The organism is Streptomyces tanashiensis (genome assembly GCF_014648895.1).
Lineage (GTDB): Bacteria > Actinomycetota > Actinomycetes > Streptomycetales > Streptomycetaceae > Streptomyces > Streptomyces tanashiensis.
In genome coordinates this window covers 62,295-80,632 of record NZ_BMRZ01000015.1, presented here as the reverse complement: position 1 = coordinate 80,632, position 18,338 = coordinate 62,295, and the positions used below count along the sequence as shown (strand labels likewise).

Sequence of the window (18,338 nt, the reverse complement as noted above, 5' to 3'; positions counted from 1 at the left end):
GGCGAACACCATCACCGACGGCTCGGGGCGACCATTGTTTTAGTCTGGGCGAAAAGCTCGTACGGAGGGGGACCGGTGGGCTCGCACGGAGGGGGACCGGTGGGAGAGATACGGTTCGGGGTCGACGACCTGGCGCAGCTCCGGTTCGCCGTGTCACCCCTCTGGGAGTCCGTCGCCGCGCTGCGCGCCTCCGCCGACCCGGGCCGTCACGCCCTCCATCTCCCCTGGATCAAAACGGCGTTGACCGTCGGCCGGGAGCGCACCGCCCTGCTCCCGCACCTGCCGGAGCTCGAAGCCCTCGCCCCTCCCCCGCGCTGCCCCCTCGCCGAGATCGGGGAGGAGCTGGCCGCCCTCGCGGGGCCGCCCGGACGCGCGGAGGCCGTCCTCGCCTGGTGGGAGGCGGGGGTGCGCCCGTACTGGCCCCGGATCAGGGCCGTTCTGGAGGCCGATCTCGCGCACCGCACCCGGCAGCTCGCCGAGGACGGCATCCGGGAGGTGTTCGCGCACCTCCATCCCAGCCTGCGGTGGGCGGAGGACCGGCTCGGCGGGGCGGGCCTCCCGGCCGGGGGCCTGGTCCTGGACGGCGGCGGGATCACCCTCGCCCCGAGCGCCTTCGCGACCCGGTGCGTCCTGCTGCCCGGGCGGGAGACCGTACCGCCGTGTCTCGTCTATCCCGCGCGGGCCGTCGGCACCCTGTGGGAGCGGTCCGCGGAGCCGGGCGACGGGCTCGCGCGGCTCCTCGGGCGCAGCCGGGCCGGGCTTCTGGGGCGTACGCGCACGCCGACCACCACCACGGGCCTCGCCCACCAGACCGGGCTGAGTGCCGGCGCGGTGTCGCAGCACCTCGCCGTGCTGCGGGACGCGGGCCTGGTGACCTCGCACCGGTACCGGCGCGAGGTGTACTACCGGGCGAGCGAGCTCGGTCAGGCGCTGCTCGGGCGGGCCTCCTAGGCGGCGGGCGGGACTAGGCGGCGGGCGGGCGCGGCAGCGACAGGCAGAAGGGGTGCCCGGCCGGGTCCAGGAGCACCCGCCACCGGTCCGGGCGGGGCTGGTCGGCGGGGACGGTCGCGCCCCACTCCACCAGGCGGGCCGTGGCCTCCTCCAGGTCGTCGACGTCGAAGTCCAGGTGCAGCTGCTGCGGGACCTCCTGGTCGGGCCAGGACGGCGGACGGTAGCCGTCGACGCGCTGGAATCCGAGGAACAGGCCGTCCTCGCCGCGGAGTCCCGCGAACTCGTCGTCGGACCTGTCGGCGAGCGGGAGCCCGGTGGCCCGCCGGTAGAACGCGGCCAGGGCCAGGGGATCGGCGCAGTCGAGTGTGATCGCCGTCAGTTTCATGAGCATGGGCGGGGAGCCTACTCGGCGTCCCCCGGCCGGAGTTGTCGCCCGGGGTCTCGACAGGCGGAGTCGCGGAGGGGCGACCATGGAGGATGACCCGTGCGCTCTCCACACCGCCCGTCATCGCCTCCGGCGTCCTGTCCGGCTTCCCCCAGCCCGTGCTTCCCGCCGGCGGGGGGCTGCTGATGCGCCCCTGGGAGCCGGCCGACGCGCCGGTCTTCCTCTCCGCGTACCAGGACGAGGAGCTCCGCCGCTGGCACACGCGCCGGCCCTCCACCGGGACCCAGGTCCTGGAGTGGTTCGACGCGTACCGCCAGGACTGGGAGCGGGAGAAGGGCGGCCACTGGGCGATCACCCGCGACGGGACGGAGGTCCTGGGCCGGATCGCGCTGCGCGGCCTGGACTTCGACGACGGCGTCGCCGACGTCGCCTACTGGGTGCTGCCGGACGCGCGGGGCGCCGGCGTGGCCTCGCGCGCGCTGTCGGCGCTCTCCGTCTGGGCCCTGGACGAGATCGGCTTCCACCGCCTGGAACTGGACCATTCGACGCGCAACCCGGCGTCGTGCGGGGTCGCCGTGAAGTGCGGCTACGCCCTGGAAGGCACCAAGCGGAGCGCCGCCCTGCACGACGACGGCCGACACGACATGCACCTGCACGCCCGCGTCCGGGGCGAGTGACGACCGGCCCGGCGAGGCGGGCGGGGATGACGGGGGAGTTCGGGGCCTAGGCGGGGCCGGCGTCGGACTCCGGCGTCGGCCTCTCCGGCTTCTCCGCGGCCGTCGGGCGGCCCGTCAGCGCCGCCAGGGAGTTGCGGATGTGTTCCATGTGGGAGTGGATCTCGTCCCGCGCCTCCTCGTGCTCCCGCAGCACCCGCTCCGTCTCGCGCTCGACCCGTTCCGCCTTCATCCTGGCCTCGGCCAGCAGCTCCTCCGCGCGGGCCTCGGCGTCCTCCTGGCCGTGCCGGGCCTGTTCCTCCGTCGCGGCCAGGGCCCGCTGCGTCTCCGCGAGCCCCGCCTCCGCCGCCGCGACCAGTTCGACGTGGCGGGCGTCCAGGGCCGCCGCCTCCGCCTCGGCCGTACGCTCCGCCTCGTCCCGGGCCGCCGTCTGCTCCGCGCGCTGCTCCGCCCGCAGGGCCTCCGCCCGCCTCTCGGTCTCCTCGAAGGCCTCCCGCGCGGCCTCCCTGGCCCCCTCGGCGTCCCGGCGGGCGATCGTCACCCTCTCCTCGGACCGCGCACGGGCCTCCTCCAGGGCCGCCCGGGCCGCCGCGTCCGCCGCCGTCCTGACGCCCTCCGCATACGCCGCGGCGGCCTCCGTCGCCTCCCGGGCCGCCTGCTCGGCGGCCTCCACGAGGGCCTGCGCCTCCGCCTCGGCACCCCGTACGAGCCGCTCGTCCTCCTGCTCGGCCAGCGCCAGGATCCTCTGCGCGGTCTCGCCGAGGGACTCGTACCGCTGCGGCGCGAGCTGTCTGACGGCCAGCCGCAGCCCGGCGGCCTCCGTCTCCATCTCCTTGGCCAGGACCGTGAGCCGCGCCGCCCGCTCCCAGGCCGCGTCGCGCTCCCCGGAGAGCGCGGCGAGGTGGCGGTCGACCTGCTCGGGGCGGTACCCGCGCCCCCGTCCGACGGCGAAACTCATCCCTGACGCCCCTTCCCTGTGGCCTCGACCCTCAAGGATGCGCCATCAGAACGGACAAAAGGCGCCCAACGTGCACGCACGTCGAGCGCCTTTCGTCACATTCGGTTCGGTTCCGCCTACAGAAGGCCGTCCCACATCTGCTCCAGGAGCACCGACCACCAGTTCTCCGGCGACGACAGCGCCGCCGGGTCCAGCATCGCCAACTGCGCCTGGAAATCGACCGTCCAGCGGCCCGCCTGCTCCGGGTTCAGCCCGAACCGCAGCCGCCACATCCGGCCGAGGAGCGCCATCGACCGCGTGAACTCCGGCAGCCCCGTGTTCACGAACTGCGGCGGCACCGACTGCCCGCCCGGACCGGCCTCCACCGGCACCGCCACGATGTGCGCGGTCCCGTACTGGACACAGACCGCCCGGCCGAAGTCCGAACCGAGCACCAGGTACGAGCTCGCGTCCGGCGCCGCCGGAACCTGCCGCTGCGCCGCCAGCTCCGCCAGCGTCGGCACCACCGGCATCGCCGGCTGCGCCCAGAAGAACGGACCGAAGTCCGCCGGCAGCCCCGCCCACACCAGGGTGCGCGCCACGATCTCCGGCACACCCTGCCGGGACACCGCCCGCTGGTCGAACCGGAGCACACCGGGCCCGAACGCCCCGGCCAGCTCCTGCGCGATCCCCTCCGGGGGGATCGGCGGGGCGGGCTGCACCTGCGGCAGCGGCGCCCGCACCGGAGCCGGGCGCGCCGGACCGTCCGCGACCTGGTGCAACTCGCCCTGATGGGTCAGGAGTTGCCGCATGCCCTGCTGCCGGCCCGCGTGATCACGGCCGTACGGGGCGATGCTCGTGATCCGCGCCTGCGGCCACGTCTCCCGGATCATCCGCGCGCAGTAACCACCCGGCAGCTCACAGGACTCCAGCTCCGTGTGGAGTTCGAGCACCTGCTGCGGCGGCACGTTCATCGCCCGCAGCTCGTGCAGGATCTGCCACTCCGGGTGCGGAGTGCCCGGCGCCGAACGCCGGATGATCTGCGCCTCGGAACCGTCGGGCGCCCGGTACCGCAGCACCGCCTGGTAGCCGGGGCCGACCGTCGGCTGACCCGCCGGATGCGGATAGCCGTACGCGGGGGGCACGGGACCCGGCGCCACGGGACCCGGAGGAACGGGACCGGGCGCGGGCGGCGGCGTGTGACCGCCGACCGGCGGCGCCGGAGCGGGCGGGGGCGGCGGAGTGCCCGGACCACCCGGACCGGGATGCGCCAGCATCGTCGCCGCGTGCGCGACACCGCCCGGAGGCGTGCCGGGCACACCCGGCGGCGGCGGGGGCGGCGGAGGCGCGCCCGGACCGCCCTGGTTGGGGTGCGCCAGCATCGTCGCCGCGTGGTGCACCGGCTGCGGCGGCGTCACGGGACCCGGCGGGGCCGGCGGAGGCGGCCCGGGCGGACCCGGCTGCGCGGGCGGCTTCGGCCCCTCCGGCCCGAGCTGCGACACGAGCTGCGTGGGGATGTACGCGTTGGAGCCCGACGAACCACCCGGGACACCCGGAGCGGGCGGAGCACCCGGGACCCCCGGCGCTCCCGGCGGCGGAGGCGGCGTCGGCCCGCGCCCGGCCTTCGGCGACAGGGCGGCCTTGCTGGTCGCCGCGTCCGCGATGTCCCCGGCGCCCGGCGCCACGGGCGTGGGCGACGGAGGCGGCGGCGTCCCCGGACCGGCCTGCGCGGCGGCCGGCGAAGGCTGCGGCACGGGCGGCGCGGGCGGAGCCTGCGGAACCGCGCCCGGGGCAGGAGCCGGGGCCGGGGCCGCCGGGTCGAGGCGGGGCGCGATCGCGGTCGGGGGCAGCGCGCTGCCCCCCTTCATCAGGGCGGTCGGCGCGTCCGCGCCCACCGAGGGCGGCGGGGTGTCCTCGTCGTCCGTACCCGACAGCGCCGGCGCGAAGACGGTCGCGGGCAGCGGCACCGCCCCGTCCGCACCCCCGGAACTCGCGTTCGCGTCCACCCACGGACTGTCGGACGCGGGAACGGGAGCAGGCGCGGGAGCGGGAACGGGAGCAGCGGCCGGTGCGGGAGCAGGGGCAGGCACGGGCGCGGGGGCGGGGGCGGGCGGCGCCGCCGGAGTCGCAGGCGTCGCCGCCGGTACGCCGTCCATCGCCGTCGGCTCGTACGCGTCGGCCTCCGCGACCGGAGCGGGCTCAGCGGCCCGGACCGGAGCCGTCGCCGCCTCCGACGCCGCCACCGAAGCGGACGGAGCAGACGGAGCAGACGGAGCAGACGGAGCAGACAAAGCCGAAGATTCCATCGAACCCAAGGACGGCGAAGAAGCCGAAGAAGCCACCGAGGCCGACGGCCCCGACTCCCCCGCCCCCACCGCGTCCGACACGTCGTCCACCCGGGCCGACCCGCTCGCGCTCTCCTGCGAGGCGTGCGACTCCTCCCTCGGCAGCCCGATCTTGTCCGCAGCGTCCTGCAGCCACTCCGGCGGACTCAGCAGGAACGACGTCTGATTCAGATCGATCCGGGCCGCCGGCACCGCCGCCTGCGCCGGAACCTCGTCCGTCGCCCCGTACTCCTCCTCGTACCGCCGGATCACCTCACCCACCGGCAGCCCCGGCCACAGCGTCGCCTCACCACTGCGCGCGATCACCAGCCGCTGGCGCCCGCCGTCCGACGTCGGACCGCCCTCGCGGTCCTCCGCCCACACCACGAACCCCAGCTCGAACTCCCGCACCCGCACCTCACGGTGCTGATACGCCGGCAGGTCACCGTTGATCCACTCCTCGGCGCGCTCCTGCGCCTGCGCGAACGTCACCACAGCCAGCTCACTCCCCCACCGGGACCACGGGCACGGCACGCGCGAAGCCACCGTCCACCATCAGGTTCGCCACCGTCTCCAGCTCCGGCGGATTGCCCGCCAGACGCCCGAGGAACGCGTCGAAGTCCGCACCACAGGGCAGCAACAGCCGTTCCACCCGCTCGTTCACCGTCCAGCCGGCCGCCACCTCGCCGGAGTCCCGCGCGTCGTCGTACGCGCAGAACCACACCGAACCGACCGCCGCACCCCGCACCTTCAGCGCGATCAGACCGCCCTGGACGAAAGCCACGCCCAGATAGTCCTTCGTCAGATGGTCACGCAGACACTTGTTGACGTAGACGAGGTCATTGACCCCCGCCTCCTCCCGCACCGTGAAGAACGGCTGGTCGACCAGCAGCCCCAGCTCCGCGTCCAGCGCCGCGCCCACCGGAGCGCACCCGCCCGCCGCCTTCAGGAACGTGCGGTACGCCCCCGGCAGCCGATAGCCGAGATCCTCCTCGACGCCCTGAAGCTGCTGCTCCGACACCGACACCAGGCCCTTCGGCAGCCCGAAGTGCACCGGCCGGGTCTCCTGCAGCGGACGCGTCCCCCGCTTCGACTGGTCCACGGCCGCCGTCGCCACCCCGCCGTGATGACGCAGCAGCGCCTTCACCTCGACCGGAACCAGCTCCATCCGCCGCGAACGCGCCACGTGGTGCCACGTCCAGCCGTGCGGGGTCGCCACCGACGGAATCGAGTCCCACAGCTCGTGCCCGGTCGCCGCCATCGCCGCGTTCGCCGACACATAGTCCGTGAGACGCAGCTCGTCGACACCGAAACCCTCGGGCGGATCGGCGATCTCCGCCGCCGCACGCGCATACGGCGAGAAGTCCGGATGACCGAACTCGTCCACCCGTACCCCCCTGGGGTGACGGGAGGCACGCACCGGATCCGGGAAATGCACGACCTGCCCGGCATAGGCCGCGTTCGGTGGCGCGGTGTCCTGCCCGAGCCGACCTGTCGTCATGGCGGTTGCCCCCTGCATGGCGTCACTGACTGCTGCTACCGGCTGATTCGCACAGCCTGATTCCGCACAGCCTATGCGCTGCCACAAGAGCCCGAACCGGACCCGAACCGACGACCACCGACCGTGACCAACTGTCACGACGCCATGACAGGTGCACCATGATTCCGACACACCGGGGACGCGTTACGCCGCCCCAGCTTCCCCATATGGCTCCCTATTTGGCAGGCTGTCCACGCAACTCGGGGGATTGCAGGAGGGGAAGACGAGCACCATGCACACAGCAACGACGCCCACACAGGGTGACCCACGCCTCAACTGGAGCAGCAGCGCCGAGGCGACGCGCGCACCCTTACTGCGTCACCGCCGCGACGGAATCCTCCCCACCGTCGGAGCCGCCCTCTCCGTCCGCGGTGAAACCCTCACGTGCACCGCGGGCCGCGGCGACCGGCCCCCCGCCCTGCACGCCCTCGTCCAGGACTTCCTGGACACCCTCACCAGCAGCCAGCGCGAACGCTTCACCGGCCGCTGCCCCGAGGCGATCCTGCTCTCCCGCCACCTCACCGCCACCGAGAACGGCCGCTCCAAGCGCGCCCAGCGCAAGCCGCTCACCCACAGCGAGGCCCGCCGCTCCCTCAAGCACGCCAAACTCACCGCCCGGCGCATCCGGGAGGACGGCGACCCGCTCCACGGCAGCTACGCGGCACCCTGTCGCTCCTGTACGGCGATGCTCGCCCACTTCGGTGTCCGCACCGTCGACCCCACCACGCCTGTCGAGAACGGCTGACCGCACCCCATGCCCGACCACCTCAGCACCACACGCTTCCCGGTCAACGTCGACGCCGCCCTCCGCGAGGCCGGCTGGCAGCCCGGCCGCTGGGACATCAAGCTCGCCGAAGAGTGGGCCGACACCCTGCGCGCCCACGTCTCCCCCGCCGGACACCGGCACAGCGTCTTCCCCGCCGCCGTCGAGGCCTGGGCCGAATTCGGCGGCCTGCGGATCACCGCGCCCGGCCACGGGCGGCAGATAGCGCCCGCCGCCGTCCGCTTCGACCCGCTCGCCGGACTGCACCTCTCCCGCACCCTCGCCGACCTCGGCCGCGCCCTGGAGACCGAGCTCGCCCCCCTCGGAGAGGAAGGCGAACACCAGGCCGTCCTCGCCATGGACGCCGAAGGCCGCGTCTACAGCCTCGACCACGCCGGCGACTGGTACCTCGGCAAGGACATCGACGCCGCCCTCTCCACCCTCATCACCGGAGCCCAGCCGACCCGCCTCACGGCCGGCTGAGGACCGGCCACTCACCCGTCGGCAGCACCGCCGACACCTTGAAACCACCCGGGTCGGTCGGCCCCGACACGAACACACCCCCGAGCCGCAGCACCCGCTCCCGCATCCCCACCAGCCCGTTCCCACCGCTCGGCAGCCCGACATCCGCCACCGCCGCGTCCGAAGGACCGTTCTCCACCTGCATCGCGACCTCGCCACCCCGATGCGCGAGCCGCACCACGACCTCCGCACCCGCCGCGTGCTTGTGGACGTTCGTCAACGCCTCCTGCACCACCCGGTACGCCGTCCGCTCCACCTCCGGGGCATACGGACGCGCCTCCCCGATCACCACGAGCTCCACGACCGCCCCCGCCAGCCGCGACTGCTCACACAACGCCTCCACGGCGTCCAGGCACGGCCCGTCCTCCGCCGCCGCCTCCGCCGCGGCCGCCGCCGCCCGCCCCACCGCGGCCAGCGGCACCACCGACGGAGCCGCGGGAACCCTCTCCTCCCGCAGCACCCCCAGCATCTCCCGCAACTCCGTCAACGCCTGCCGGCCCATGTCCCCGACCAGCGCCGCGTTCTTCACCGCCTTCTGCGGATCCTTCAACGCCACCGCCTGCAGCGCCGCCGCGTGCACCACCATCAACGACACCCGGTGCGCCACCACGTCGTGCATCTCCCGCGCGATCCGCGTCCGCTCCTCCTGCCGCGCCCACTGCGCCCGCTGCTCGGCCCGGTCCGCGAGCAGCGACAGCTCCTGCTCCAGCGAGTCCGCGCGCTCCCGCAGGCTCTCCATGAGCCGGCGGCGCGCCCCTATGTAGAGGCCGAAGAGCACCGGCGGCGCGTTGAGCCCGAGCGTCATGAAGAGCGCGACGCTCGGCACGTACCAGCCGCTCGGGTCGATGTCCGGCGGGCCCTCGTCGACCTGGGCGACGTCCTGCCGCATCTGCACCACGGTCACCACGAACACGGCGAGCGTCGACATGCCGGCGAGGACGGCGGTGATCCGCCGGGGCACGTCGGAGGCGGCGAGCGAGTACAGCCCGACGATCCCCATCAGGAAGCCCATCTCGGCGGGCGCGACGGCGATCGACACGAGGACGACGGCGATGGGCCACCGGCGCCGGAACAGCAGGGTGGACCCGACGATCAGCCCGAACAGCACCCCCACGGGCACGGGCAGCGAAGCCTTGTCGGCGAAGCCGATGCCCTCGACCGCGCACTCCAGCGCGGAGACGAGCGCGAGCCCGATGTCCAGGACGGCGCTCCGCCGTCTCCCCCACCACCACCAAGTCCCGACGCCCTCGGCGTCCCGGTCCGCCCCCGTTGTGGTCATACCCACCACCCTACGGGTGGGCCCCCACGTCAATGCTGGATAAACGCGTCCCTCGAACTGTTGAATCGACCGCATATTCGATCCGGACGTCCGCATTCCGGACGATGGGGCTCGCGCGACAACCGATCGCGACAGCCTCCGGGTGGCCGCGAGCTCCCGCCTGTACCGTCGCATCAAAGGGTCTTGGTACGGCATAGTGGAGGCCGCCAGATCGACGGACTAGCGATTTGTCCGCTTTGAGGCATACACCATCCCCTGTGGTGTAATCGGCAGCACTGGGACCTTTGGAGTCCTATGTCCGGGTTCGAGTCCTGGCAGGGGAGCCACGCGACGCGGGTCCTGACCGTCCAGGTCAGGACCCGCACTCATGTCCGCCCGCTTGCCCCCCGGTATCCTTCGTGGGTCCACCACCCAAAGCCGAAGGGCATTCCTGTGAGCGCCAACCGCCCGGCAGCCGTCGTCGTCCTCGCAGCGGGTGAGGGCACCCGCATGAAGTCGAAGACCCCCAAGGTCCTGCACGAGATCGCCGGACGCTCGCTCGTCGGGCATGTCGTGTCCGCCGCCCGCGAGCTGGAGCCCGAGCACCTCGTCGTGGTCGTCGGGCACGCCCGGGAGCAGGTCAAGGGGCATCTCGGCGAGCACTACGCCGGGACCCGGACCGCCGTCCAGGAGGAGCAGAACGGCACCGGGCACGCCGTGCGGATGGCCCTGGAGGAGCTCGGCCAGGCGCCCGAGGGGACCGTCGTGGTCGTGTGCGGCGACACTCCGCTGCTGTCCGGTGAGACGCTCCGCGCGCTCGCGGACACCCACGCGGCCGACGGCAACGCCGTGACCGTGCTGACCGCCGAGGTCCCGGACTCCACCGGGTACGGGCGGATCGTCCGGGACGGCTCCGGCGCCGTGACCGAGATCGTCGAGCACAAGGACGCGTCCGCCGCGCAGCTCGCGATCCGGGAGATCAACTCCGGTGTGTTCGCGTTCGACGGGAAGCTGCTCGCCGAGGCGCTGACGCAGGTGCGTACGGACAACAGCCAGGGCGAGGAGTACCTCACCGACGTGCTGTCGATCCTGCGCGAGGCCGGGCACCGGGTCGGGGCGTCGCTCGCGGGCGACCACCGCGAGATCCTCGGGATCAACAACCGGGTGCAGCTCGCCGAGGCCCGCGGCCTGCTGAACCGGCGGCTCCTGGAGCGGGCCATGATGGCCGGTGTCACCGTCGTGGACCCCGCGTCCGTGCTCGTGGACGTGACCGTGACCTTCGAGGCCGACGCGGTGATCCTGCCGGGGACGCAGCTGCACGGTGCCACGCACATCGGCGAGGACGCCGTGGTGGGCCCGAACACGCGCCTGACGGACGTCACCGTGGGCAAGGGCGCCCGGGTGGACAACACGGTCGCCTTCTCCGCCGTCATCGGCGAGAGCGCCTCCGTGGGTCCCTTCGCGTACCTCCGTCCGGGGACGAACCTCGGCAAGAAGGCGAAGGCCGGTACGTACGTCGAGATGAAGAACGCGACGGTGGGCGAGGGCACGAAGGTCCCCCATCTGTCGTACGTGGGTGACGCGACGATCGGCGAGTACACGAACATCGGCGCCGCGAGCGTCTTCGTGAACTACGACGGCGAGGCGAAGCACCACACCACGATCGGCTCCCACTGCCGTACGGGTTCGGACAACATGTTTGTGGCTCCCATCACCATCGGGGACGGGGCCTACACCGCCGCGGGGTCCGTGATCACGAAGGACGTGCCGGCCGGTTCGCTCGCCGTGGCCCGGGGCCAGCAGCGGAATATCGAGGGTTGGGTGGCCCGGAAGCGGCCCGGCAGTGCTGCCGCGCAGGCCGCTCAGGCCTCCTCTGAGGAGTCCGCCGGCGAAAGCTGACCGGAAACGGGTACGTCGAACTCGGCGTACCGTGATACGTGCACACAAATTCGGCTGGCACGCACATGCGCTCGACAGGCGCGGGATCGCGGCCAGAGAACACGTCTGAGGAGACAGTGCTGTGACCGGGATCAAGACGACCGGCGAGAAGAAGCTGATGCTCTTCTCCGGCCGCGCCCACCCCGAGCTGGCCGAGGAGGTCGCGCACCAGCTGGGCGTCGGTCTCGTTCCCACCAAGGCGTTCGACTTCGCCAACGGTGAGATCTACGTCCGCTTCCAGGAGTCGGCGCGCGGCGCGGACTGCTTCCTGATCCAGAGCCACACGGCTCCGATCAACAAGTGGATCATGGAACAGCTGATCATGATCGATGCTCTGAAGCGGGCCTCGGCCCGGAGCATCACCGTGATCATCCCGTCGTACGGCTACGCCCGTCAGGACAAGAAGCACCGCGGCCGTGAGCCGATCTCGGCGCGTCTGGTGGCGGACCTGCTGAAGACGGCGGGCGCGGACCGGATCCTGACCGTGGACCTGCACACGGACCAGATCCAGGGCTTCTTCGACGGTCCGGTGGACCACCTGTCGGCCCTTCCGGTCCTGGCGGACTACGTGGGTGCGAAGGTCGACCGCGCCAAGCTGACGATCGTGTCCCCGGACGCGGGCCGCGTGCGGGTCGCCGACCGCTGGTGCGACCGTCTGGACGCGCCGCTGGCGATCGTGCACAAGCGTCGTGACAAGGACGTCGCCAACCAGGTCACCGTGCACGAGGTCGTGGGTGACGTGAAGGGCCGCGTCTGTGTCCTCGTCGACGACATGGTGGACACGGGCGGCACGATCTGCGCCGCCGCGGACGCCCTGTTCGCGCACGGCGCGGAGGACGTCATCGTGACGGCCACGCACGGCATCCTGTCGGGTCCGGCCGCGGACCGCCTGAAGAACTCCAAGGTGAGCGAGTTCGTGTTCACGGACACGCTGCCGGTGCCGGGTGCGCTGGAGCTGGACAAGATCACGGTGCTGTCGATCGCGCCGACGATCGCGCGCGCGGTGCGCGAGGTGTTCGAGGACGGTTCGGTGACGAGCCTCTTCGAGGAGCACTGAGCCCCGTAGGCAGTGACCGAGGAGGGCCCTTCCCCCACCGGGGGAGGGCCCTTCCGTCTGTCCGGGAGCTGATCCATTTGGGCGCGTCGGGGGCGGCGGGTAGACTGCCGTAGTTGCTCGGCGAGGGAGGCCGTACCCGTAAGGGTCACGGCGGTCCGTTATCGACGCGCTCTTCGTAGCAGGCCATCGCCAGTCGTGGCCGGGTGACCACGTCTGTTCGTCACCTTCTACGAGGAGTGCACCATGTCCGAGGTCAAGCTCGCCGCTGCCGTCCGTACCGAGTTCGGCAAGGGCGCCGCCCGTGCCATCCGCCGTGACTCCCAGGTTCCCGCGGTCGTCTACGGCCACGGCTCGGAGCCGGCCCACATCACCCTCCCGGCCCACGAGCTCGGCCTCGCGCTCCGTACGCCGAACGTCCTGCTCTCCCTGGACATCGACGGCAAGAACGAGCTGGCGATCCCGAAGGCCGTCCAGCGTGACGCCATCAAGGGCTTCCTGATCCACGTCGACCTGCTTCTCGTGAAGCGCGGCGAGAAGGTCACGGTCGAGATCCCGGTCCAGGCCGAGGGTGAGCTCGCCGCCGGCGGCAACCTGCTGGAGCACGTGCTCGGCACGCTCTCCGTCGAGGCCGAGGCCACCCACCTCCCCGAGGCCGTCACGGTCTCCGTCGAGGGCCTGGAGGCCGGTGCCTCCGTCCTCGCGAAGGACATCACCCTCCCGAAGGGTGCGACCCTGGTGACCGACGCCGACGCCGTCGTCCTCCAGGTCCTGGCCGCGCAGGCCGAGGAGCCGGCCGCCGAGGCCGCGGCCACCGAGGGTGCCGAGGCCTGAGCCGTAGGCTCTGCCTGACGTGACGGGGTGATGGGCCGTACGGGCCCGTCACCCCGTTTCTCTTGTACGGATACGCGGATACGAGGAGAGCTGCGCACATGACGGACGACGCGAACGCCCCCTGGCTGATCGTCGGTCTCGGCAATCCGGGGCCCGAGTACGCGGCCAACCGGCACAACATCGGCTTCATGGTCGTGGACCTGCTCGCGGAGCGGATCCGTGGCTCGTTCAAGCGGGCGCAGAAGGCCCAGGCGCAGGTCGTCGAGGGCCGGATGGGGCCTCCGGGGCCGGAGAACCGCCGGGTGATCCTCGCGAAGCCGATGTCGTACATGAATCTCTCGGGCGGTCCGGTGACGGCGCTGCGCGACTTCTACAAGGTGCCGACGGCGCATGTCGTGGCGGTCCACGACGAGCTGGACATCGACTACGGGGTGCTGCGGCTGAAGCTGGGCGGCGGCGACAACGGGCACAACGGTCTGAAGTCGATGACGAAGGCGATGGGCGCGGAGTACCACCGGGTGCGGTGCGGGATCGGGCGTCCGCCGGGCCGGATGCAGGTGGCGGACTTCGTCCTGAAGGACTTCTCGTCGGCGGAGCGCAAGGACCTGGACTGGTTCGTGGACCGGGCGGCGGATTCGGTGGAGTGTCTGGTGGCGGAGGGTCTGGAGCGGGCCCAGTCGGCGTACAACTCGTAGGGCCTGGCGATCGGGACGTACGACTGTACGATCGCGGGTCATGACGCACGTCCGTACCGCAGCCATGGCCCTGGTCGCCCTGTTTCTCGTCGTCGCGGGCGCCTGGGCCTCGTGGAACTCCGCCCAGCACGTTCTGCTCGCGAAGGGTCGTGAGCACGGGACGCTGTCGGTGACCGCCTGCACGGACGAGACGTGCAGCGGTCGTTATGTCCCGGAGGATCCGTCCTCGTCGCGCCGCACGCTGACGATCGCGCGCTCGGTCGCGGCGGAGAAGGGCGCGACGATCCCGGTGGTGGTGAAGCCGGGCACGGACGAGGGCGTGCGGACGGGCTGGGGCGGTGGGCTGCACGCGTGGCTCCCGCTGGGCGGGGCGCTGTTGCTCGCGGCGCCGCTGGTCGGTGGCGGGATGCGGCTGCCGCGGACGGCGTGGTCGCTGGCGGGGGTCGGCGGGGCGGTGCTGGTGGCGGCGTTCTTCGCGCTCTGAGCGGGGCGGTCGGCCGGACCGTCGTCCGTGTTCCGTCCGTGTTCCGTCCGGGAACGGCCGGGTTCCCGGGGCAATCGTTATGGACCTCTGGCTTAAGACTGACTTAAAGCGATGGATAGGCTGCCCCAGCCACCTCCCACGGCATCCTCATTCCACAGATGGACGACTGCACATGCGACGCTCCCTCATTCCCGCAGCCGCGCTTGTCGCGGCCATGGCGGGCTCCGTGATCCTGGCGCCGACCGCCTTCGCGTCGGACGGCACGCACACGTACCCGCTGCACCAGCAGACGCCGATCGCCGCGTCGGAGGCGTCCCACGACGGTGACTGCAAGACGATTCCGGCCAGCCAGGACGGCTGGCACTTCGTCATCCCCGGCAACGGCGTGGACTTCACCAAGCTGACGGTGACCTTCGACAACGGCGCGCCGATCGTCATCACCTCGTTCGGTCCGCCGAACGCCAAGCACGCGTACGTGGGTTCCGCCCCGGGCGCCAAGCTGACGTCGGCCGAGGCCGAGGTCAACGGTGTGATCAAGCAGGGCTGGTTCAACCTGTCCCACACCTGCCCGGCCACCGACACCACGGGTGGCACCACGGGCGAGCAGACCACCGGTGGCAGCACCGGCGAGCAGACCACGGGCGGTTCGACCACCGGTGAGCAGACCACCGGCGGTTCGACCACCGGTGGGACGACGACCGGCGAGCAGACCACGGGTGGCTCCACCACCGGCGAGCAGACCACCGGCGGCTCCACCACGGGCGAGACCACCACGGGTGAGACCACGACCGGTGGCTCCACCACGGGCGAGGCCACCTCCACGGGCGGCTCCGCCACCGGTGGGACGAGCACCGGCGGGACCACCACGACCGGCGGCTCCACCACCGGTGAGACCGCCTCCACGGGCGGCTCCGCCACCGGCGGTTCGGAGACCGGGGGCGAGGGCAACCTCGCCGAGACCGGTTCGAGCGCCCCGGTCGGCCTCCTCGCCGCCGCCGCCCTGGCCCTCGCGGCCGCCGGCGCGGTCCTGGTGACCCGCCGTCGCAAGGCCGCGCAGAACTGACGTACCCCGAAGTACGACAGGGCCCCCGCCGGGGAATCCGGCGGGGGCCCTGTCATGCGTACGGAAGAGATGTCAGCCGGTGTTGCGGAGACCCGCCGCCACGCCGTTCACCGTGAGGAGCAGGGCCCGCGCGAGCAGCGGGTCCGGGTCCTCGCCGCGCTCGGCGTCCGCGCGCTGGCGGGCGAGGAGCGCGACCTGGAGGTAGGAGATCGGGTCCAGGTAGGCGTCGCGGATGGCGAAGGTCTGCTGGAGGACCGGGTTGGAGTCGAGGAGCTGCTCGCCGCCGGTGACCTTGAGGACCTCGGCGACGGTCAGCGCGTGCTCGGCCTCGATGGTGTCGAAGACGTGCTTGAGGTCGTCGGGGACGAGGGTGTCGACGTAGTGGCGGGCGATCCGCAGGTCCGTCTTCGCGAGCGTCATCTCCACGTTGGAGAGGAAGTTGCGGAAGAAGCCCCACCGCTCGTGCATCTCGCCGAGGACCGCGTCGAGGCCCGCCTCGCGCAGGGCCTTGAGGCCGGAGCCGACGCCGAACCAGCCGGGCACGATCTGGCGGGACTGGGTCCAGCCGAACACCCAGGGGATGGCGCGGAGTCCGTCGAGGGAGACGCCGGAGCCGGGGCGGCGGGAGGGCCGTGAGCCCAGGTGCAGGTCGGCGAGCTGGTCGACGGGGGTGGAGGCGAGGAAGTACGCCGGCAGGCCGGGGTCCTCGACCAGCTTGCGGTACGCGGTGTGGGCGGCGTCGGAGACGGTGTCCATGGCCGCGTCCCAGCGGGCGAGGGCGTCGTCGGACTGGCGCGGCGCGGTGTGCAGGGCGGAGGCCTGCAGGGTGGCGGCGACGGTCAGTTCGAGGTTCTCGCGGGCCAGGGACGGGATCAGGTACTTGTCGGAGATGACCTCGCCCTGCTCGGTCACCTTGATCTCGCCCTCCAGGGTGCCCCAGGGCTGGGCGAGGATCGCGTCGTGGGAGGGGCCGCCGCCGCGGCCGACGGTGCCGCCGCGGCCGTGGAAGAGGCGCAGCCGGACGCCGTAGCGGTGGGCGACGTCGCGGAGCCTCCGCTGGGCGCGGTGGATCTCCCACTGGGAGGTGGTGATGCCGCCGAACTTCGAGGAGTCCGAGTAGCCGAGCATGACCTCCTGGACGTCGCCGCGGAGCGAGACGAGACGCCGGTAGGAGGGGTCGGCGAGCATGTCGTCGAGGATGACGTCGGCGGCCTTGAGCTCGTCGGTGGTCTCCAGGAGCGGCACGATGCCGATCTTCGCCCAGCCGCCGTGCAGGTCGATCAGGCCGGCCTCGCGGGCGAGGACGGCGGCGGCGAAGACGTCGTCGGCGCCCTGGCACATCGAGATGATGTACGACTCGATGACCTCCGGGCCGAAGCGCTCGAAGGCCTCCTTGATGGTGTGGAAGACGCCGAGGGTCTTCTCGCCGGCGGCGTCCAGCGGGGCCGGGGTCGGGGCGAGCGGGCGGCGCGAGCGCAGCTCCTTGGCGAGCAGCTTCTGCCGGTAGTCGCGGGGCATGTCGGCGTACCGCCAGGACTCCTCGCCGAGGCGGTCGAAGAGCTGGCCGAGGGCGTGGTGGTGGGCCTCGGCGTGCTCGCGGACGTCCATGGTGGCGAGCTGGAGGCCGAAGGCGGAGAGGGTCCGGATGACCCGGTCCATGCGGCCGTCGGCGAAGAGCGCGCCGCGGTGCTCGCGCAGCGAGGTCTGGATGAGGGTGAGGTCGCGGATGAGCTCGGCGGTGCCGAGGTAGTCGCGGCCTTCCTGGTGCGGGGTGCCGTGGGCGAGGCGCTCGCGGGTGTTGACGAGCTTCTGCCGGATGCAGGTGGCCTTGAGCCGGTACGGCTCCTCGGCGTTGAGGCGCTTGTAGCGGGGGCTGATCTCCGGGAGGAGCTCCAGGTCGCGCTGGAGGGAGTCCAGGAGTTCCTGGGTGGCTCCGGTGTAGCGGATGGAGTTGGAGAGCAGTCCGCGGAGGAAGTCGACGAGTTCGAGGGCGTCGGTGATGCCGTGCTCGTGCTGGAGGATCAGGATGTCCCAGGTCACCTGGGGGGTGACGTTGGGGTTGCCGTCGCGGTCGCCGCCGATCCAGGTGCCGAAGGTGAGGGGGCGGGTGCCGGAGGGCAGCTCGACGCCGACGCGCTCCAGCTCGGCGGCGAGGTCCTCCAGGACGTCGCCGACGGCGTCGGCGTGCAGCTCGTCGAGGTAGTAGATCGCGTTGCGGGCCTCGTCGGCGGGCTCGGGGCGGACCACCCGGAGCTCGTCGGTCTGCCAGATGAGGTCGATGTTCTCGGCGAGCCGCAGGTCGGTGCGGCGGCGCTCGGCCTGGATGACCGGGGTCTCCAGGAGGGCGGCGATCCGGCGGAGCTTGTTGAGGACGGAGCGGCGGGCCGCTTCGGTGGGGTGCGCGGTGAAGACCGGCCGTACGTTGAGGTTCTTGACCGTCTCGCGGACGTGGTCGGGGTCGCCGTCCTTGAGCATGTCGGCGGTGCGGGCGAGGAGGCTGCCCTCGGCTGCGCGCTTCTCGCGCATCTCGCGGCCGCGGTGGACCTGCTCGGTGACGTTCGCGAGGTGGAAGTAGGTGGAGAAGGCGCGCACCAGCTTGGCGGCCGTCTCGAGTTCGACGCCTCGGAGCAGCTCGGCGGCGGCCTCGCCGTCCTCGCGGGTGAGGCGGCGGACCTTCTCGACGAGGTCGAGGAGTTCGTGGCCTTCCTGGCGTACGAGGGTCTCGCCGAGGAGATCGCCCAGTCGGCGGATGTCGGCGCGCAGCTCGGTGCTGGCGGTGGGGGTCTGGTCGGCACTGCTCACAGGTGCGGCTCCTTGCAGTGTTCGAGCACTCTGGAGGGTTCTGGAGGCTTGCGGACCGCGCTGTCCGACGCCCCCAGGATAGGTGTCCACATGGTGGGCGGCGGGGAGGCCCCT

Annotated in this window: 16 protein-coding genes and 1 tRNA gene; 11 read left to right on the top strand and 6 right to left on the bottom strand. The window is 72.5% G+C overall.

The window, feature by feature from the left end:
* Positions 1-99: 99 nt before the first annotated feature.
* Positions 100-951 (top strand): ArsR/SmtB family transcription factor, encoded by an 852-nt coding sequence (locus tag IE237_RS31685; RefSeq protein WP_189805580.1) that lies wholly within the window; start codon positions 100-102, stop codon positions 949-951.
* 13 nt (positions 952-964) lie between these two features.
* Here IE237_RS31685 and IE237_RS31680 read toward each other — a convergent pair whose 3' ends face one another.
* Positions 965-1,342 carry a VOC family protein gene (locus tag IE237_RS31680; RefSeq protein WP_189805579.1) on the bottom strand — a complete coding sequence of 126 codons (378 nt, stop codon included), beginning with the start codon at positions 1,340-1,342 and terminating at the stop codon, positions 965-967.
* 86 nt (positions 1,343-1,428) lie between these two features.
* On the opposite strand from IE237_RS31680, the gene IE237_RS31675 reads away from it, so the two are divergent.
* Complete coding sequence (locus IE237_RS31675) at positions 1,429-2,013, top strand: GNAT family N-acetyltransferase (protein ID WP_189805578.1); 585 nt, start codon at positions 1,429-1,431, stop codon at positions 2,011-2,013.
* Between the two features lie 46 nt (positions 2,014-2,059).
* Here IE237_RS31675 and IE237_RS31670 read toward each other — a convergent pair whose 3' ends face one another.
* The 3 genes from IE237_RS31670 to IE237_RS31660 all read right to left on the bottom strand — a co-directional run bounded on the left by IE237_RS31670 (position 2,060) and on the right by IE237_RS31660 (position 6,772).
* Complete coding sequence (locus IE237_RS31670; RefSeq protein ID WP_189805577.1) at positions 2,060-2,968, bottom strand: coiled-coil domain-containing protein; 909 nt, start codon at positions 2,966-2,968, stop codon at positions 2,060-2,062.
* A gap of 116 nt (positions 2,969-3,084) precedes the next feature.
* The gene (locus IE237_RS31665) at positions 3,085-5,766 is read right to left on the bottom strand and encodes an SUKH-4 family immunity protein (RefSeq protein WP_189805576.1); all 2,682 of its coding nucleotides are present in this window, start codon (positions 5,764-5,766) and stop codon (positions 3,085-3,087) included.
* A 7-nt stretch (positions 5,767-5,773) separates the two neighbouring features.
* Complete coding sequence (locus IE237_RS31660; RefSeq protein ID WP_189805672.1) at positions 5,774-6,772, bottom strand: SMI1/KNR4 family protein; 999 nt, start codon at positions 6,770-6,772, stop codon at positions 5,774-5,776.
* 271 nt (positions 6,773-7,043) lie between these two features.
* On the opposite strand from IE237_RS31660, the gene IE237_RS31655 reads away from it, so the two are divergent.
* Both IE237_RS31655 and IE237_RS31650 read left to right on the top strand, forming a co-directional pair.
* The gene (locus IE237_RS31655) at positions 7,044-7,556 is read left to right on the top strand and encodes a YwqJ-related putative deaminase (RefSeq protein WP_189805575.1); all 513 of its coding nucleotides are present in this window, start codon (positions 7,044-7,046) and stop codon (positions 7,554-7,556) included.
* Between the two features lie 9 nt (positions 7,557-7,565).
* Positions 7,566-8,057, top strand: coding sequence for an SUKH-3 domain-containing protein (locus IE237_RS31650; RefSeq protein WP_189805574.1), 492 nt, complete (start codon positions 7,566-7,568; stop codon positions 8,055-8,057).
* Here IE237_RS31650 and IE237_RS31645 read toward each other — a convergent pair.
* A complete protein-coding gene (locus IE237_RS31645; protein WP_189805573.1) occupies positions 8,044-9,375 on the bottom strand; it encodes a sensor histidine kinase in 1,332 nt (443 codons plus the stop codon). The two genes, IE237_RS31650 and IE237_RS31645, sit on opposite strands and share 14 nt — an antisense overlap.
* A 251-nt stretch (positions 9,376-9,626) precedes the next feature.
* Here IE237_RS31645 and IE237_RS31640 point away from each other — a divergent pair.
* The 7 genes from IE237_RS31640 (at position 9,627) to IE237_RS31610 (ending at position 15,422) form a co-directional block, all read left to right on the top strand.
* A tRNA-Gln gene (locus tag IE237_RS31640) sits at positions 9,627-9,701 on the top strand.
* 106 nt (positions 9,702-9,807) lie between these two features.
* Positions 9,808-11,253: a bifunctional UDP-N-acetylglucosamine diphosphorylase/glucosamine-1-phosphate N-acetyltransferase GlmU gene (gene glmU / locus IE237_RS31635; protein ID WP_189805572.1), complete on the top strand. Its 1,446-nt coding sequence runs from the start codon at positions 9,808-9,810 to the stop codon at positions 11,251-11,253.
* Between the two features lie 121 nt (positions 11,254-11,374).
* Positions 11,375-12,349: a ribose-phosphate diphosphokinase gene (locus IE237_RS31630; RefSeq protein WP_141302919.1), complete on the top strand. Its 975-nt coding sequence runs from the start codon at positions 11,375-11,377 to the stop codon at positions 12,347-12,349.
* A gap of 243 nt (positions 12,350-12,592) precedes the next feature.
* Positions 12,593-13,180: a 50S ribosomal protein L25/general stress protein Ctc gene (locus IE237_RS31625; protein WP_189805571.1), complete on the top strand. Its 588-nt coding sequence runs from the start codon at positions 12,593-12,595 to the stop codon at positions 13,178-13,180.
* Positions 13,181-13,278: 98 nt separating this feature from the next.
* Positions 13,279-13,875, top strand: a complete 597-nt coding sequence (pth, locus tag IE237_RS31620; RefSeq protein ID WP_189805570.1) for an aminoacyl-tRNA hydrolase — start codon at positions 13,279-13,281, stop codon at positions 13,873-13,875.
* A gap of 40 nt (positions 13,876-13,915) precedes the next feature.
* The gene (locus tag IE237_RS31615; protein WP_189805569.1) at positions 13,916-14,359 is read left to right on the top strand and encodes a hypothetical protein; all 444 of its coding nucleotides are present in this window, start codon (positions 13,916-13,918) and stop codon (positions 14,357-14,359) included.
* 172 nt (positions 14,360-14,531) lie between these two features.
* Entirely contained in the window at positions 14,532-15,422 is an 891-nt protein-coding gene (locus IE237_RS31610) for an LAVTG motif-containing sortase-dependent surface protein (protein ID WP_189805568.1), read from the top strand.
* Positions 15,423-15,494: 72 nt separating this feature from the next.
* Here the strand turns inward: IE237_RS31610 and ppc are convergent, their stop codons facing one another.
* Positions 15,495-18,224, bottom strand: coding sequence for a phosphoenolpyruvate carboxylase (gene ppc, locus IE237_RS31605; protein ID WP_189805567.1), 2,730 nt, complete (start codon positions 18,222-18,224; stop codon positions 15,495-15,497).
* Positions 18,225-18,338 lie beyond the last annotated feature (114 nt).